Genomic DNA, 15,802 nt, shown 5'->3' with positions numbered 1-15,802 from the left:
TGATGGACCGCGTGCGCTGACGCTTCAGCGCTTGGCGGACACCAGCGGGGAGCGGCCGCGTGCCGCCTCGACCGCGTCCGGCGTCCCCGCCATCGCGAGGAAGTTGCCGATCATGACGTAGCCGTCCTCCGTGAGGACCGACTCCGGGTGGAACTGGACGCCGGCCAGCGGTGCGCTGCGGTGCTGGATGCCCATGACGACCCCGTCCGGGGTCTGGGCGGTGACCTCGAAGACGTCCGTGTCGATCGTGTCGTCGACGAGCGACAGCGAGTGGTAGCGGGTGGCGACGAGCGGGTTGCGGCAGCCTGAGAACACGCTGGTCCCCCGGTGCTCCACCTGAGAGGTCTTCCCGTGCATGAGCACCGGCGAATGCGCCACCGTCGCCCCGAACGCCTCACCCAGCGCCTGATGGCCCAGGCACACGCCGAACAGCGGTGTCTGCGTGCGCTCCGCCTCACGGACGAGTCCCGGGCACACCCCGGCGTCGGCCGGCACGCCGGGGCCCGGCGACAGCAGGACCCCATCGTGGTCTGCCAGCAGGGCGGCGGCCTCGGCGTCGGTCACCGCGTCGTTGCGCACGACAGTCGTGACGGCACCCAGCTCCTCCACGTAGCTCACCAGCGTGTAGACGAAGCTGTCGTAGTTGTCGATGACGAGGATCCTCGCGGTCATCCGCCCTCCTCGATCGTCGCGTCGTTGAACGGCATGTGCGGGGCGATGACAGGGAACACGTACTCCATGAGCACGTACACGGCTGCCGCGATGAGCACGAGGCAGATGAGCAGCTTCACGATCCACGGCCCCGGCAGGGCACGCCACAGCAGTCCGTACATCAGGCCTCCCCTCCGACCTTGTCATAGGCGGGCGAGTCCGCAATCGATTCGGGAGCCCCGTCGCCCGCAGGGGTCCAGTCGGTGAGCTCCGCGTACGCGACGTATCGTTCGCGGGCGGAGAACATCGGGTTGCAGGCGGTCAGCGTCATGATGCGGTCCTTGCCCTTGTAGTCGGGCAGCATCGGCACGGCGGACAGCACTTCGGTGGCGTCCGGCAGGACGATCTCGAAGTTGCGGAACGTGTACGTATAGTAGCCGTCCGCGGTCTGCACGACGATGTCGTCGCCGGGCCGCAGCTGGTGGATCTGGTTGAGCGGCTTTCCGTACGTGACGCGGTGGCCGGCGATCGCGAAGTTGCCGACCTCGCCGGGCATCGCCGAACTGGGGTAGCGGCCCACGCCCATCCTGTTGAGGACCGGTTCCAGCGACACACCTTCCGCGACGGTGCGGTAGTAGTCGTCCCCGAACCGGGGGACGTACATGATGCCGAACCCGGAGTTCTCGTCGACGGGTTCCGCGACGTACGGGGTGTCCGGGTCGTCGGGCAGTTCGTTGTCCGGGTTGTCGCGCCATTCGGTGATGAGCTGGTCCGCGAGCACCTCGTTGTCCTTGTTCGCGGCGATGTCCGTCCACCACAGCTGCCACACGACGAACAGGATGAGCACCATGCCGGCGGTGATGCACAGTTCGCCGAACGCACGGATCGTCCCCCGGACGGGTCCCAGCGGCTCGTATTCGGTCTGCCGCTTCCGGTCGGTGCGCTTCGACCCCGCCGCCGAGGCCGCTGCCGCACCCCCAGCCGTCTGTCCGCCTCCGGGGGGCGGGTTTCCGTAGGCGGTCTGCGAGGCCGCCGAGGCCGCGAAAACGGACTGGGCCGTGGCACCGCCCGCTGTAGGGGCGGAGTGGCCGGGGGCTGAGCCGACGAGCCCGGTTCCCGGTCCGGCGTGCCGTGGTCCCGATCCGAAACCGCCGGGACCCGCAGGGGACGCGGGCAGGGCCTGTGTGTGGGCCGCCGCCTGGTGCACGGGACCGGAGCCGGTGCGCACGGCGGAACGGGAGGCGGGCTTGATGACGGGGCGGCCGCCGGCAGCCTGCGAAGCACCGGAATGCCATGTGCTCTGCTGTGACGGCGTGGGCCGAGGGCTCCATGAGTCGGATGTCGGCGGCGGGGGGTCAACAGGCGGCCGCGGGGATCCGACGGGTGGCTGGGGTGCGGATGGCTGCGGGGAGCCGGCGGGCTGCTGGGGCGCGGGTGCCTGCTGGGGGCCGGCAGTCCGGGCACGTTCCGCAGCCTCCGCGGCGGCGCGCTCGCGCTCGCGGCGCTCACGCCTCGTCATAGGCTGGTCCAACGTCGCCCCTCCGGCTCTCGCATTCAGTGGTCCTGCGCGGTGCCTTCCCGGCCCGATTCCCGTCTCACCGGTCACACCCCGCCCATGATAGACGTTTGCGCACCCACCGGATGCGCGCACCACGGGCGTGAGAAGACTAGACTGGCCAACGATCATCAGCCTGAGACAGCACAACGGTCGGACTGCAGCCGACCGCCCGAGGAGAGCCGTGGCCAAGTCGAACCGCACGAACCGGGACCGCCCGACAGACGACTCCGCGGACATCCAGCCGGACGCACCCGGCACGGATGCCGCCGATCTGCCGTTGGACGACGACCTCGTCACCGATCTCGACAGCCTTCCCGGCAACGACGACATCACTGCGGACAGCGGCGACGCGACAGGCGCCGCGGAGTCCGCGTCAGAGGACACGGGCGCTGCGGATTCCGCGCCGGACGATGCCGATGACGACGCAGGGCCCTCTCCGCTCGACGATTCCGCCTCGACGGACAAGGAGTCCCCGGCGGATGAGGACGCTGCGGACGCGGACGGCGAGAAGACGTCGAAGGACACCGTGACGCCTGCGGCGAAGCCGGCGGGTCGCAACCGCAAGGCCGCGGGTGGAGCTTCCACGGCCGGCGGCAGAAGCACCTCGACGAAGTCCTCCTCATCCAAGAAGACCGCCACGACGGACGCGAAGAGCTCCGCGAAGTCCGGCAACCCGGCGAAGCGCGCAGCGAACCGCAAGACCGCCTCGTACACCAGCACGCCCGGCACGCAGACCATCAAGCCGAACGGCCGCTGGTTCGTCCCCACGATGGTGACGGTCCTGCTGCTGGGCCTCGCATGGCTCGTCGTGTTCTACATCTCCAGCGGCGCGTACCCCGTCGGAGCGTGGGGCTACTGGAACCTCGGAGTCGGGTTCGCGATCCTCGTCGCCGGACTCGTGATGTCGACCCGCTGGCGCTAGCCGGTGAAGTCTTCCGGCAACTTCCGACTCCTGGGAGGACATCCGCTCTGGATCCGCCTGGTCACCCTCTACGGGGGGCTGGTCCTCTTCGGCGTGTCCGCCGGTCTCGTCATCGAGTCCCGCCTGGGCAACTTCCCATGGGATGTCCTGCACGAGGGCGTCTCCCTGCGGCTGGGCGCGCTGGGCGTCACGGTGTCCGTGGGCGTCGTGGCGATCATCGCGTCCTTCGTGATCCTGATCCTGTGGATCCCGCTGCGCCAGCGGCCGGGGCTCGGCACCGTGTCGAACGCGATCCTCGTGGGAATCTTCATGGACATCACGATGGCGCTCGTACCGGATCAGGATTCGCTCGCGTTCCGCATCGTCCTGCTCGTGCTGGGGATCGTGCTCAACGGCGTCGCCACAGTCCTCTACATCATCCCGAACTTCGGCCCCGGTCCCCGTGACGGGCTCATGACGGGCCTCGTCCAGCGGACAGGGAAGCCCGTGTGGGCGATGCGACTCGCGGTGGAGATCGCGGTCCTCGTGAGCGGCGTGCTGCTGGGCGGCACGTTCGGCGTGGGCACGATCGCCTACGCGCTGGGGATCGGCTACATCACCCAGTTCTTCCTGGGTGTGGCAGAGCGGCTGCTGGGGCCCGCCGACCCCCTCATGACCGACGCCGACTGACCCCCGCCGGACGCGAATCCGCATGTTACTGACCGGAAACTAGGCGCCTTGTCACCGTGAGCCGCACACACCCGTTCTGACCTGCGCCTCCCCCGCTGTCCACACATGCCCGCCCGTCCACAGGAACGGTGGACATCCTGTGTGACGTTTTTCACCGTATTTCGTAGCACCGCCGTCACCAGTGGAAACACACCTGTGTCGTTCTATCCACGGCTGTGGAGAACTGTGTGGACAACCATCAGGATCCGCGAGAAACCGCCGTCTTCCAGACCTGACGAACCTCAACGCATCGCGGTCATCAACGCGGCGATTCCTTCGATACCCTTGCGGATCGTTGCGACGTCCGCGGCATACGACAGTCTGATGAATCCCTCACCCTGCGCGCCGAACGCTGTCCCGGGAATCACGGCCACCCGGTGGTCGACCAGCAGGCGCTCCACGAACTCATCGCTGGACAGGCCGGAGGCGCTGATGTCCGCGAACACGTAGAAGGCTCCGTTAGCTCCCGTGCAGCTCACCCCGGGGATGGCCGACAGCCCTTCGACGATGACGTCGCGGCGAGAGCGGTACGACGCGACCATCTCGTGCAGGACGTCCTGGGGCCCGGTGAGCGCCGCGACCGCCGCCTTCTGCACGAAGGCGGGCGAACACGACGTGACGCCCTCCTTCATGTGGATCGTGGTGGCGAGCAGCTGCCGGGGGCCGATGATGTACCCGACCCGCCAGCCGGTCATCGCGTAGGACTTCGACAGGGACCCGATCATGAGGAAGTGCTGGAAATCGGGCACCGCCTGGGCGATCGACACGTGGCGGACGTCGTCGTAGACGATGCGCTCGTACACCTCGTCGGAGACGACGAGGAAGTCGTGTGCGCGGGCGAGCGCGGCGATCTTCACCAGCTCCACCTCCGGCACGACCGCACCCAGCGGGTTGGCTGGGGAGTTGAGGATCAGCGCCCTGGTCCGGGGTGTGAGCGCCGCTTCGACCTGGTCCGCGGTCACGATGAAGCCGTTGTCCTCCGTGAGCGGGACGTCGACGGCGCGGGCTCCCATGAGGTGGATCTGCCCCTGATAGTTCGCGTACGACGGGTCGGTGACGAGCACGTCGTCCCCCGGGTCGACGGCCGTGCGCAGCGCGAGGAACATCCCCTCCTGGCCGCCCACGGTCACCATCACGTCGGCCCGCCCGATGTCGCGCCCCCACTGCTCCGTGTACATGCGGGCGAGGACGTCCCGCAGCTCCGGGATCCCGGCGTTGGGGGTGTACCGGGTGTCGCCGGCCTGCATCGACTCCACGGCTGCCTCGATGACGTGGTCCGGGGTGTCGAAGTCCGGTTCACCGACTGTGAGCGATGCGACGTCGTCGAAGCTCGCGACCCGTTCGAACACCTTCCGGATGGCGCTGGCCGGGTAGTCCTGTGCCATCTGCGAGGCGGAGGGGGTGGCATTCATCGTCGAATCTCCTTCATCGGGGCGGCGGGCCGGAACAGGACCCTTGCCGCTCACGATAGGGGCCGCGCGGCAGCCGGTGGAGCCGCAACACTCAGCCGGTCACGACAACGTCGCGCTCAGACGAACGGATCCCTCCGGAGAACGAGGCCGTCCTGCGCCTCAGGTGAGCGACCCGGTCATGAGTGCGGAGGCGCGCAGCGCCGGCAGGACGGCGACGACCATCGTCGCGACGAGGATCGCGGCCGCCACCCAGAACCATGCACTCGTGTCACGGTCGCGTGCGCGCGGCAGCAGTGCGGCGCAGCCCAGCGCGAAGCCCACGACGAGCCCTCCCGCGTGCGACTGCCACGAGATGCCGGGCGCCACCACGCTGTAGAGGACGTTGATGACGAGGAACACGACCGCGCCGCCCCAGTTGCGGTCCAGCGACCGTGTGGGGGTGAGCACGACTCCCAGCAGCCCGAAGAGCGCGCCGGACGCGCCCACGTGGAGGGAGAACCACCCGGGTTCGTAGGGAGCCGCCAGCAGCAGGACCGCGGCGGACCCGCCCAGGCCAGACAGCAAATACACCGCGAGGCAGCGCAGAGGCCCCAGCGCCCTCTCGACGAACGTGCCGAACAGCAGGACGCCCACCATGTTGAAGAGGAGGTGGAGTGCGTCCGCATGGACGACCATCACCGTGAGTGCCCGCCACGGCTCTGCGGCGGCCAGCAGCGGGGAGAACCCCAGCAGCATGCCCAGCTCGACTCCGGGAACGAGGTCGACAAGCCAACAGGCCACCGTCACGATGACGATGGCCTGTGTGACACGTGCTCCGGCCAGCAGCCCGGGACGGGGCCGTCTGGCCGGAGGCGGGGACGGGTGGGTCACGCCTCGATGATCTCCACGGACTCCATGACGATGGGATCCTTGGGACGGTCCATCGCGCCGGTCGGTGCCGCTTCGATCGCGTCGACGACCTTCTTCGACTCCTCGTCGACGACCTCGCCGAAGATCGTGTGCTTGCCGTTGAGCCACGGCGTGGCGATCGTCGAGATGAAGAACTGCGAGCCGTTGGTGCCCTTGCCCCCGCGCGTCCCGGCGTTCGCCATCGCCAGAAGGTAGGGGCGGTCGAACTGGAGCTCCGGGTGGATCTCGTCATCGAACGTGTAGCCCGGACCGCCGGTGCCGGTGCCCAGCGGGTCACCGCCCTGGATCATGAAGTCCTTGATGATGCGGTGGAAGCCCACACCGTCGTAGAACGGGCCCGTCTTCGCCTGCCCGGTCTCCGCGTCGACGTACTCCTTGTCGCCCTTCGCGAGTCCCGTGAAGTTCGCGACGGTCTTCGGAGCGTGGTGCCCGAAGAGCTCGATCGTGATATCGCCCTTGTTGGTGTGCAGGATGGCCTTGCCAGTTGAAACAGTCATGCCGTCATTGTTCCACGAGCCGCGGACTCACGGCGCGTGGACTCGACTCCTCGAAACATGGCAGTACGCCCACAGTGTCGTCAGAAGGCGATATCCGACAAGCGCCGAGTCCGTGCGACCCCATAGACTGATGCGGACGACAAGTTCTCCGGACGTCCCAACCGGCGTCCGGATCGACGAGCAGCCGACACCGCGGAGGGTGAGATGTTCAAGAAGAGGTCCAAGCCGAAGACTTTCATCGACGAGGTCGGCGAGAAGCTGCACACCGTGGGCGATGTCGTCCGCGAATCATCGGCCCAGGCCCTGGAGGCGTCCGGCCCCTACCTCGAACGCGCGAACGCGTGGTTGCACGACGCGTCCGACGCCGCCGCCCCGCACATCCAGGATGCGAGCGACCGTCTGCAGTCCGCTGCGGAATCGGTGCGCCCCCATGTCGAGGACGTGCTGAGCGACGCGAAGTCGAAGTTCGACGACGCCCGCGCGACGGCGGAGAAGGAGTACGAGGCACGTGTCGCACCGGCGCTGCGCGAACAGGGCGACGTGGCGGAGAAGCGTGTCCGTGACGTGGCGGAGAAGGCCGGGGTGAAGGCCTCGTCCGTGGCAGGACTCCTCGCCTCGACGGAGACCTCGAAGGGCTTCGACGACGCGGTCGGCCGCCTCACGGGCGACAAGAAGGCCGTGAAGCACGCGCGCAAGGCGCTCAAGAAGGCGGGCAGGGACATCGAGAAGCGCACGGCGCAGAAGACGTCCAGCGGCGGCAAGTGGGTGTGGATCGGACTGGGCGTCGTGGGCGCGGGTGCGATTGCCTTCGCCGTCGCACGTCGCCTGCGTCCGGTCGAGGACCCGTGGTCGACACCGCTGCCGGGCAACCGTCCCGCAGACGCTCGTCCAGTCGGTTCCACGCCGCGTTCGGCCCAGACCTCGAACCCGTCCGTCACCAGCCAGGTGCCTGCACCTGCCGCCGCAGTCGCAGCAGCGAAGGCAGAGGGTGTGGACGTGGACGGTTCGAACGACGACGAATCAGGCGACGAGTCGCAGGACCGCTGATGCGGCACGGCTGAACCGACACGGCTCAGCTGATCGCCCCACGCAGGCGTGATGCCCAGCCCCACCAGGATTCGGCCACACGACGGCAGACACACACATGCGCCGGGAGCTTCCTGCTCCCGGCGCATGTGTGCGCACCGCCGAACCCGCCTCGCCACTCCCGGCTACTTCTGCGCCCGCTGCCAGAGCACGGCCGTATGGAGGGCCGCACGGGACTCCGCGTCGTCGAGCGAGACCCCCAGCCGCCGCTCCAGCCGTTCGGCCCGTGCGTACACCGCCGGCCTGCTGAGCCCCATCTCCTGCGCGATCGCGGACTTGTTGCCGCCCATCCGCAGGAGCAGTTCGAGGAAGTCGATGTCAGACCACCGCGATCGTCCCCCGTCCGCCTCCGCACGATCGACCACGAGTCCGGCGAGTTCGGACTCCGCGAAGGCACGCATCCGAGAGTCGTCCCGGAGCGCGGCCACCAGCCCTCGCAGCCGCACGTCCGCGAAGCGGTAGAACGGCCGGCTGCGCACCGACATCGTCGCGACGATCCCCGCGACCTGCACCGCGTTCTCCAGATGCGCCCCCGCTTCCAGGAGTGACGCCACTTCATCACCGGCGCCCACGCTGTGCGGGACGGTCGACTCCTCCGCCAGGTGGCGGAACAGCGTCGTGAGCACGTCGTCGACCGACCGAGAGCCACGGCAGCCCACGATGCCCACGAGCATCCCCGCCCGCCGTCCGCCCACGATGGCCGAGGTGCCCGCCTCCTTCGCGGCAGCCCGCAGTTCCGTGCGCACTGCCTGCTCCCGCAGCTGGAGGGAGGTGACCTCCTCCCCGTCCACGGCCTCGGGCGCGGTGATCTTCACCGCCACGGGAACGAATACCGAGGCATCCTCGAGACCCAGCCCGCGCGCACGGACGCGGGCCTCGTCCTCCGACATGTCGGTGGGGCCCATGAGTTCGTGGACGAGGGCGTCCGTCGCGTGCTGCAGCAGGTCGCGCTCGTTCTGAGTCGCCATCCGCACGAGCGTGATCGCCTGCCCGGCTCGCTCCAGCACCTCGCTCGCATGGTCGTCCGCGGCGTCTGCGAAAGGGGCCACGAGCCTGCCCCACCGCCGCCCCCTCATCCCGACGGTCACCTGCTGCCGGCTGCGCAGCGGCCACCCGTCCAGCAGCGCCGCAGGCGACGACGATGCGGTGTTGAAGGCCAGCACACGGTGGATCGCGTCCTCCAGGACTACGCCGCTGCCGATCAGATCCGCCGTCGTATCGACGATGAGCTGCTCGTCCGCGCCGCGCAGACTGAGGTCGGTGAAGACGTCGTGCACGCGGCGGGCGCGCTCCACCCGGGCCAGCTGCTCGCCGATGAGCAGCCGGTGCGCCGCCTGCGTGACCCGCACGTAGCGGGCACGGGACGCGAGCACGATGACCGGGAAGTCGAGTCCCTCGACCGCCTCGAGGAGGACTGCGCGGTCCACTGCCGACGGACGACCGGAATCGTCGACGATCTCGATGACGAACCCCGCCGCACCCGCAGCGTCCAAGCGCGTGAGGAAGGCCCGAGTGCGCTCCGCGGACTGCCGGAACATCGTGCCGCTGCTGAGGATCAGCTCCCCGCCCTCCAGCAGCGACGGCACCTCCTCCGTCTCCGCGATGTGCACCCAGCGCACCGGACGGTCCAGACGCGTGGAACCGTTCAGCACCTGCGGGCGCGCGCCCCGGATCTCGTCGAGGTGGAGGATCGACCGGACCGTCACCGGCTCCGAACCGTTCGGGGTGTTGTGTGATGCCATTCCACAATGTTACAGACCGTCATGTTCGCTCGCATGAAGTTGACACTCTGCACCTGGTCCGCGGCGAGGGAAACGCACATAATAGAGGTGTTGTCGCGCGAACGGTGTCGTTCGTCGACACCACGTCGGCAGGCGACACCGCCCACCGGCAGAACACAGCGGCCCCCTTCTTCGATGAAAACCCCACTCCTCGCTCCGGGTGCCGCACACATCGCACAGCACCAGTTGCACCGCATCACCCAGCATCACCCGATCATTCGCAACGCAGCAGAAGATCACTCGCTTCGGAGGGAGTCACCGTGAACACCATTCAGCACTGGATCAACGGACAGACAGTCAGCGCATCGGACGACGCACGCTTCGGCGACATCGTGAACCCGGCGACCGGCGTGACATCCGGCAAGGTGGAGCTCGCCTCCGCCGACCGCACCCGTGAGGGCATCAAGGCCGCCGCGGACGCGTTCCCCGCCTGGCGCGACACGTCGCTCACCAAGCGCACATCGATCCTCTTCAACTTCCGCGAGCTCCTCAACGCGCGCAAGGAAGAACTCGCCGCGATCATCACGGCGGAGCACGGCAAGGTGCTGTCCGACGCGATGGGCGAGGTGAGCCGCGGGCTCGAGGTCGTCGAACTCGCCTGCAACATGCCCTACCTCCTCAAGGGAGGGCACACAGAGAACGCGTCGACCGGAGTGGACGTCCACTCCGTCCGCCAGCCGGTGGGCGTCGCCGCGATCATCTCCCCCTTCAACTTCCCCGCGATGGTGCCCCTGTGGTTCTTCCCCGTCGCGATCGCCGCAGGCAACACGGTCGTCCTCAAGCCGTCGGAGAAGGACCCGTCCGCCGCGAACTGGCTGGCGGAGCTCTGGAAGGAAGCGGGTCTGCCGGACGGCGTCTTCAACGTCATCCACGGCGACAAGGAAGCAGTCGACACGCTGCTGACGGACGAGCAGGTCGACGCTGTGTCCTTCGTGGGATCCACCCCCATCGCGAAGTACATCTACGAGACGGCGAGCGCCCATGGCAAGCGCGTCCAGGCACTGGGCGGGGCGAAGAACCACATGCTGGTCCTCCCCGATGCGGACCTCGACATCACGGCGGACTCCGCCGTCAACGCCGGCTACGGCGCTGCGGGCGAACGCTGCATGGCGATCTCCGTCGTCGTCGCCGTCGATTCGATCGCGGATGAGCTGGTCGCGAAGATCGCGGAGCGCACGAAGGGCCTGAAGATCGGCGACGGCACGCGCGAATCGGACATGGGCCCGCTCATCACCGTGGCCCACCGCGACAAGGTCGCAGGCTACATCGACGCCGGCATCGAGGCCGGTGCGGAACTCGTCCTCGACGGCCGCACCACCAGCCCGGACGCAGACAGCGACGCGGCGTTCCTCAACCCGACACTCTTCGACCGGGTCACCCGGGACATGTCGATCTACACCGACGAGATCTTCGGCCCCGTCCTCTGCGTGGTCCGCGTGCCGTCGTACGACGAGGGCCTCGACCTCATCAACGCGAACCCGTACGGCAACGGCGTCGCCATCTTCACCAACGACGGCGGCGCAGCCCGCAAGTTCGAGAACGAGGTCCAGGTCGGCATGATCGGCGTCAACGTGCCGATCCCCGTCCCCATGTCCTACTTCAGCTTCGGCGGCTGGAAGAACTCGCTGTTCGGCGACACCCACGCCTACGGTGCGGAAGGCGTCCACTTCTACACCCGCGGCAAGGTCGTCACGAAGCGCTGGCTGGACCCCAGCCACGGCGGCATCAACCTCGGGTTCCCCACCAACAGCTGACTCTTCCCACACCTCACATCAAGGAGTCGACGATGACCATCACAGACAGGACCAACCCGGCCGCAGTCGCCGGTGACACGACCGCGCAGGCCGCAGCCGCCTCGGCGACGGACTCCACCTCACCGCAGGTGACGGAGGACATGCTGGCCCGTGGCCGGACGGCCCACGAACTGGACCGCAAGCACGTGTTCCACTCGTGGCAGGCACAGGGCCCCTTCTCCCCCATGACGATCGTCAAGGCGGAGGGATCCCGGATCTGGGACGGCGAGGGCAAGGAGATGCTCGACCTCTCCTCGCAGCTCGTCAACACGAACATCGGCCACCAGCACCCGGCCGTCATCCGTGCCATCCAGGAGCAGGCGGCGGACATCTGCACGATCGCGCCGCAGCACGTCAACGACGCACGCTCGGAAGCAGCCCGCCTCATCGCGGAGATCGCCCCCGAAGGCATGGAGCACGTGTTCTTCACGAACGGCGGCGCCGATGCGAACGAGCACGCGATCCGCATGGCCCGCCTCCACACGGGACGAGCGAAGGTGCTGTCCGCCTACCGCAGCTATCACGGCGGCACGAACCTCGCGGTCAACGTGACCGGAGACCCCCGGCGGTTCCCCAACGACACGCCCGGCGACGGCGTCGTCCACTTCATGCCGGCCTACACCTACCGGTCGCACTTCGGGTCGACGACCGAGGCGGAGGAGACGGAGCGGGCGCTGCGCCACCTCGAGGACATGATCCTGCTCGAGGGCGCGCAGAACATCGCTGCGCTCATCCTCGAGACCGTCCCGGGCACCGCGGGGATCTACGCGCCGCCGGCCGGGTACCTCGAGGGCGTGCGGGAGCTCACGAAGCAGCACGGCATCATGTTCATCACGGACGAGGTGATGGCCGGGTTCGGCCGCACCGGCGAATGGCTCGCCATCGACAACTGGGGCATCACCCCGGACCTCATCACCTTCGCGAAGGGCGTGAACTCCGGCTACGTGCCCCTGGGCGGCGTCATCATCTCCGAGCCGATCTACCAGACGTTCGTCGACCGGCAGTTCCCCGGCGGCCTCACCTACTCCGGCCATCCGCTGGCGTGCGCTGCGGCGGTCGCGACGATCGGCGCGATGCGCGACGAGGGCATGGTGGAGAACGCGAAGCGCCTGGGCACCGACGTCATCGGCCCGCGCCTCGAGGAGATCAAGGCCAAGCACCCGTCCGTGGGCGACGTGCGCGGGCTGGGCTGCTTCTGGGCGATCGAGCTCGTGAAGAACAGGGAGACGAAGGAGCCGCTCGCACCGTACGGCGGCTCGTCCGAGGCCCTCAACCGCGTGCTCGGTGCGATCAAGGAGGGCGGCGTCCTCCCGTTCGCCAACTTCAACCGCATCCACGTCGTCCCGCCGCTCAACATCTCCGACGAGGACGTGCTGGCGGGCCTCGACGTCATCGACCGCGCACTGGACATCGCGGACACGTACGTGGAGTGACCGTCATGGGGGCGCGACTGGCGTGAGGCAGGGTCGAACGTCCGCCACCGCCGCTCCCGCCCCCACCACAGATGTCCCGTTCCCGCCCGGTGTGCGTGCTCCGACTCAGGCGCGTGCTCCGTGCGGTGGCGGGCCCCGCACCGCCTGAGCGCGGCGCGGCGTCGAAGGGGGATCGGCCATCGCGCCGGTCCCCCTTCAGCGTGTGTGGGGGCGTGGGTGCGCGTGGACGAACTCGGTCTTCCGCGCGCAGCGTGCGTCACGAGAGATCCAGGCCGGCTGCGTGTGGATCAACGACCACATCCCGATCATCAGCGAGATGCCCCACGGCGGCTACAAGGCCTCCGGGTTCGGCAACGACATGTCGCAGTACTCGCTGGACGAGTACACCCAGATCAAGCACGTGCTCATGGAGAACACCGCCGCACCCCCACAAGGAGTGGCACGACCTCATCTTCACCGTGGAGGGCTGAGACCGGCTCAGCAGCAGACCCAACGGGCGGCCCCTCAGGGGGACCTGTCGGCCCCCACACGCGTGAGCTGCCCGATCGGCGTCTCCGCGCAGTCGACGGTGAGTGCGCGCGTCTCACCCAGTCGCACGAGATCCCCGCGGGTCACCTGCACGACCGGCAGTCGGATCCCGGAGATCTCCGCTGCCGCGAGACAGCCGGACACGATGACGGCGTCCGGTTCGCTCACCACGATGAGCGCCGGCGCCTGGCCGGTCACGATGAGTTCGGCCAGCACGCTCGATCCTGACGACGATCCCTTCGACGTCTCGAGGACGAGTGCCCTGCCCGTCAACGACTCCCCGTGCGCCGGATGGTGGACGTCCGCCACGGTCCCGTCCGCGTCCACCCCTCCCCAGAAGGACACCGGTGCGATCGAAAACGTGCGGCCCGACCCGGATCCGGGATGCAGCACTCGCGCGACGACGAGGTCCGTCTGGTCGCCGGTCATCGGAGCCCCCCGTCACCGGCGCCGCCGGCCATCGCTGCCGTCACGCACTGCTCGAGGGACGCGAAGACGACCTGTGCTCCCACGTTCGCCGGCCCGTAATACGCCCACTTCGCGGAATCGGTCATGACGGTCCGCCAGTCGTCGTGCAGGCGCGGCAGCAGATAGGTGCAGGTGTCCGTGACGACACGGACGCCCGCGTATACGAGCGCCGCGTGGTCCTCAGGGTGGTCGACGGCGAGCGCGTCCGCCGTGAACCGGCCGGTGTTCACCCAGATCGGGATCCGGGGAGTCCGGTCGTGGTGCCGCAGCAGGTGGGCGACCCGCCGCAGCTGTGCCAATGACGCGTGCGGAGTCCCCAGACAGATCGCATCGACGGAGGCGTGGGGCGTCGCAGTCGTCAGCTCGTCCTGGGCACGGGTCAGGTCATCGGCCGTGAGCACCGTCGTCGGGATGAGCGTCGGGTCGCAGACGTCGCTGAGCTGGCCGCATTCGGGCGTCACGCCCTCGATGTGGAAGAGGGCCACCCCGCCGGAGCAGGCCGCAGCGGCGCCCAGCGCTCTGAGGTCGTCCTCTGTCGGCTCCCCCGCCAGGCCGGTCAGCACAGGAACACCAGTCCCCACGACCTGCCCCACGAGGTAGCCCAGCAGCGGGTAGACGTGCTCCCCGTCGATCGAGATGCTGGTCACGTCGATGTGGTGGGTGGCGCGCCGCTCCTCGTCGAGGTGCAGCCCGGCGAGCGGGGCGCAACCGGTGATGGCGGCACAGACGTCGAGGAAGTCCCCGTACCTGTCGGTGCGCGCCCCCAGCACGGAGTTGGCGAACACGATCGCGTTCGACTCCGCCCACGCGACATGCGCACCGAAGCCGGGTCGATCCGGCAGCTGGTACGGCGCGCACGTCCAGGTCTGCTCGACCCCCAGCTCACCGTAGAGCCGCATGAGCTCCGTGCCGTCGGCCTCAATGTCCGGGGTGCGGGCGGGAAGCTCGGGGTGGAGGAGGTTCACCGAACCCACGTTCGTCGTCGTCGGCACCCGGACCCGCGCCCCCGCGTCCACCAGCTTCCCCACGAAGTCGATGCCGCTCTGCCCGTGGAACAGACATGAATCGATGTGCACACCCTCCACGTCGATGAGTCTCGTCGCGCCCTTGACCTGCGCGATCCCGACGACCACACGCATCGCCATCGCGACCGCCGGTCCGTGTGCACCCTTCAGCTGCGCTTCCTGCTCCTCCGTGAGGTGCAGCGGCGGCACCGGCATCATCGACATGTCACCCTCCCCTGTGCACGGACCGCCATGGTCCGCACCCGTCCTGGTCTCCGCGCACCGTCATGGCCGCGCCCGTCATTTCAGGAAGTACCGCAGGTTGTCATCGACGAGTTCCACCGCTCCCGCGGCATCCCCCTCCGCGATGAGGTCGATGAGCCGGTGCAGCTGCACGGCACTCTCCTGATCCGCCTGCTGCGGCTTCTCCTCGTCGTGGGCGACCCGGCTCTGGTCGCGCAGCCGCAGGCCGATCGAGGCGGCACGGCCGCCCAGCCCCCTGCTGAGGACGAGGTAGTGGAATCTGCGGTCCGCAGCGAAGAAGCCCTTCCGGTCTGCGGCCTCGGCGGCGGTGACGGCATCGTCTGCGGCGGTGCGGAGGTCCGCCACGGTCGCGGGATCCCGGGAGGCGCAGAGCGCCTGCACGGCAGGCTCCGCGAGGATGAGGCGGAGGCGCAGGATCTCGTCGAGGTCTGCCCGCGCGACGGGGACCAGCCTGTATCCGCGGTTGGGGACCGCCTCGACCGTGCCCTCTGCGACGAGCGACATCATCGCCTCCCGCACCGGGCTGAGCGACATGCCCAGCGTCTTCGCGAGTCCCGCGGCGGAGAAGATCCGGTCCTCCCCCAGGTCACCCACGCTGATGGCCGAGCGGATCTCCTCGAGGGCCTGCTCCCGCAGCGACATGCGCCACCTCCTCCTCGTCAGGTCATCGTCCTGCACCGGGATGCGCTGATCCGCACCCCTTGCGCTCGTGTGGTCCGTGTCACTACAGTACATGTACTCGGTAATCGATTACCGATCACCCGTCTCGCAACGCCGCGAGCCGGACA

At 68.7% G+C, this 15,802-nt stretch carries 15 protein-coding genes and 1 pseudogene; 6 read left to right on the top strand and 10 right to left on the bottom strand.

All coding sequences use genetic code 11. The features are described from left to right. Positions 1-24 precede the first annotated feature (24 nt). Genes JFC09_RS01940 through JFC09_RS01930 form a run of 3 tightly spaced genes read right to left on the bottom strand, consistent with a single transcriptional unit; the run spans position 25 to position 2,170 of the window. The gene (locus tag JFC09_RS01940) at positions 25-672 is read right to left on the bottom strand and encodes an anthranilate synthase component II (RefSeq protein WP_198392287.1); all 648 of its coding nucleotides are present in this window, start codon (positions 670-672) and stop codon (positions 25-27) included. Beyond that, positions 669-833 (bottom strand): hypothetical protein, encoded by a 165-nt coding sequence (locus JFC09_RS01935; protein WP_198392286.1) that lies wholly within the window; start codon positions 831-833, stop codon positions 669-671. Before JFC09_RS01935 ends, JFC09_RS01940 begins: the two co-directional genes overlap by 4 nt. Beyond that, positions 833-2,170, bottom strand: a complete 1,338-nt coding sequence (locus JFC09_RS01930) for a class E sortase (protein WP_198392285.1) — start codon at positions 2,168-2,170, stop codon at positions 833-835. The genes JFC09_RS01935 and JFC09_RS01930 overlap by 1 nt, the downstream gene beginning before the upstream one ends. Before the next feature lie 220 nt (positions 2,171-2,390). Between JFC09_RS01930 and JFC09_RS16270 the strand changes: the two genes are divergently transcribed. Both JFC09_RS16270 and yczE read left to right on the top strand, forming a co-directional pair. Then, on the top strand, positions 2,391-3,131 hold the full coding sequence (locus tag JFC09_RS16270; protein ID WP_332839614.1) for a cell division protein CrgA: 741 nt from the start codon (positions 2,391-2,393) through the stop codon (positions 3,129-3,131). 3 nt (positions 3,132-3,134) lie between these two features. Then, positions 3,135-3,800, top strand: a complete 666-nt coding sequence (gene yczE, locus JFC09_RS01920; protein WP_332839613.1) for a membrane protein YczE — start codon at positions 3,135-3,137, stop codon at positions 3,798-3,800. A 281-nt stretch (positions 3,801-4,081) separates the two neighbouring features. Here the strand turns inward: yczE and JFC09_RS01915 are convergent, their stop codons facing one another. The 3 genes from JFC09_RS01915 to JFC09_RS01905 form a co-directional block, all read right to left on the bottom strand. Continuing rightward, positions 4,082-5,251, bottom strand: coding sequence for a pyridoxal phosphate-dependent aminotransferase (locus JFC09_RS01915; RefSeq protein ID WP_198392284.1), 1,170 nt, complete (start codon positions 5,249-5,251; stop codon positions 4,082-4,084). A 159-nt stretch (positions 5,252-5,410) separates the two neighbouring features. Continuing rightward, a complete protein-coding gene (locus tag JFC09_RS01910) occupies positions 5,411-6,121 on the bottom strand; it encodes a rhomboid family intramembrane serine protease (protein WP_198392283.1) in 711 nt (236 codons plus the stop codon). After that, entirely contained in the window at positions 6,118-6,657 is a 540-nt protein-coding gene (locus JFC09_RS01905; protein WP_198392282.1) for a peptidylprolyl isomerase, read from the bottom strand. The genes JFC09_RS01910 and JFC09_RS01905 overlap by 4 nt, the downstream gene beginning before the upstream one ends. 204 nt (positions 6,658-6,861) lie before the next feature. Here JFC09_RS01905 and JFC09_RS01900 point away from each other — a divergent pair, with 204 nt between their 5' ends. Continuing rightward, entirely contained in the window at positions 6,862-7,704 is an 843-nt protein-coding gene (locus JFC09_RS01900; protein ID WP_198392281.1) for a hypothetical protein, read from the top strand. 164 nt (positions 7,705-7,868) lie between these two features. On the opposite strand, the gene JFC09_RS01895 is transcribed toward JFC09_RS01900, so the two are convergent. Beyond that, positions 7,869-9,485, bottom strand: coding sequence for a PucR family transcriptional regulator (locus tag JFC09_RS01895; protein WP_198392280.1), 1,617 nt, complete (start codon positions 9,483-9,485; stop codon positions 7,869-7,871). 299 nt (positions 9,486-9,784) lie between these two features. Here JFC09_RS01895 and JFC09_RS01890 point away from each other — a divergent pair, with 299 nt between their 5' ends. The 3 genes and pseudogenes from JFC09_RS01890 to JFC09_RS16265 all read left to right on the top strand — a co-directional run. Further along, positions 9,785-11,278 (top strand): CoA-acylating methylmalonate-semialdehyde dehydrogenase, encoded by a 1,494-nt coding sequence (locus JFC09_RS01890; protein WP_198392279.1) that lies wholly within the window; start codon positions 9,785-9,787, stop codon positions 11,276-11,278. A gap of 32 nt (positions 11,279-11,310) precedes the next feature. Then, positions 11,311-12,750 carry an aspartate aminotransferase family protein gene (locus JFC09_RS01885; protein ID WP_198392278.1) on the top strand — a complete coding sequence of 480 codons (1,440 nt, stop codon included), beginning with the start codon at positions 11,311-11,313 and terminating at the stop codon, positions 12,748-12,750. 220 nt (positions 12,751-12,970) lie between these two features. Next, positions 12,971-13,220 (top strand): annotated as a pseudogene (locus JFC09_RS16265) (aldehyde dehydrogenase family protein); the annotation flags it as partial. 34 nt (positions 13,221-13,254) lie between these two features. On the opposite strand, the gene JFC09_RS01875 reads toward JFC09_RS16265, so the two are convergent. The 3 genes from JFC09_RS01875 to JFC09_RS01865 form a co-directional block, all read right to left on the bottom strand. After that, the gene (locus JFC09_RS01875; protein ID WP_198392277.1) at positions 13,255-13,707 is read right to left on the bottom strand and encodes an aconitase X swivel domain-containing protein; all 453 of its coding nucleotides are present in this window, start codon (positions 13,705-13,707) and stop codon (positions 13,255-13,257) included. Further along, positions 13,704-14,975, bottom strand: a complete 1,272-nt coding sequence (locus JFC09_RS01870) for an aconitase X (RefSeq protein WP_198392276.1) — start codon at positions 14,973-14,975, stop codon at positions 13,704-13,706. The genes JFC09_RS01875 and JFC09_RS01870 overlap by 4 nt, the downstream gene beginning before the upstream one ends. Positions 14,976-15,050: 75 nt before the next feature. Continuing rightward, complete coding sequence (locus JFC09_RS01865; RefSeq protein WP_232483010.1) at positions 15,051-15,656, bottom strand: GntR family transcriptional regulator; 606 nt, start codon at positions 15,654-15,656, stop codon at positions 15,051-15,053. Positions 15,657-15,802 lie beyond the last annotated feature (146 nt).

This window comes from Brevibacterium yomogidense, from assembly GCF_016107685.1.
In the GTDB taxonomy this organism is placed as follows: Bacteria; Actinomycetota; Actinomycetes; order Actinomycetales; family Brevibacteriaceae; genus Brevibacterium; species Brevibacterium yomogidense.
This window is presented reverse-complemented; position numbering and strand designations above follow the sequence as displayed.

Bases quoted from the DNA above. Each gene is read 5' to 3' on its own strand.
- JFC09_RS01865 (WP_232483010.1), bottom strand. From the start codon at position 15,656: ATGTCGCTGCGGGAGCAGGCCCTCGAGGAGATCCGCTCGGCCATCAGC.
- JFC09_RS01905 (WP_198392282.1), bottom strand. From the start codon at position 6,657: ATGACTGTTTCAACTGGCAAGGCCATCCTGCACACCAACAAGGGCGAT.
- JFC09_RS01935 (WP_198392286.1), bottom strand. From the start codon at position 833: ATGTACGGACTGCTGTGGCGTGCCCTGCCGGGGCCGTGGATCGTGAAG.
- JFC09_RS01885 (WP_198392278.1), top strand. From the start codon at position 11,311: ATGACCATCACAGACAGGACCAACCCGGCCGCAGTCGCCGGTGACACG.
- JFC09_RS01915 (WP_198392284.1), bottom strand. From the start codon at position 5,251: ATGAATGCCACCCCCTCCGCCTCGCAGATGGCACAGGACTACCCGGCC.
- JFC09_RS01895 (WP_198392280.1), bottom strand. From the start codon at position 9,485: ATGGCATCACACAACACCCCGAACGGTTCGGAGCCGGTGACGGTCCGG.
- JFC09_RS01900 (WP_198392281.1), top strand. From the start codon at position 6,862: ATGTTCAAGAAGAGGTCCAAGCCGAAGACTTTCATCGACGAGGTCGGC.
- JFC09_RS01930 (WP_198392285.1), bottom strand. From the start codon at position 2,170: ATGACGAGGCGTGAGCGCCGCGAGCGCGAGCGCGCCGCCGCGGAGGCT.
- JFC09_RS01870 (WP_198392276.1), bottom strand. From the start codon at position 14,975: ATGTCGATGATGCCGGTGCCGCCGCTGCACCTCACGGAGGAGCAGGAA.
- JFC09_RS01875 (WP_198392277.1), bottom strand. From the start codon at position 13,707: ATGACCGGCGACCAGACGGACCTCGTCGTCGCGCGAGTGCTGCATCCC.
- JFC09_RS01940 (WP_198392287.1), bottom strand. From the start codon at position 672: ATGACCGCGAGGATCCTCGTCATCGACAACTACGACAGCTTCGTCTAC.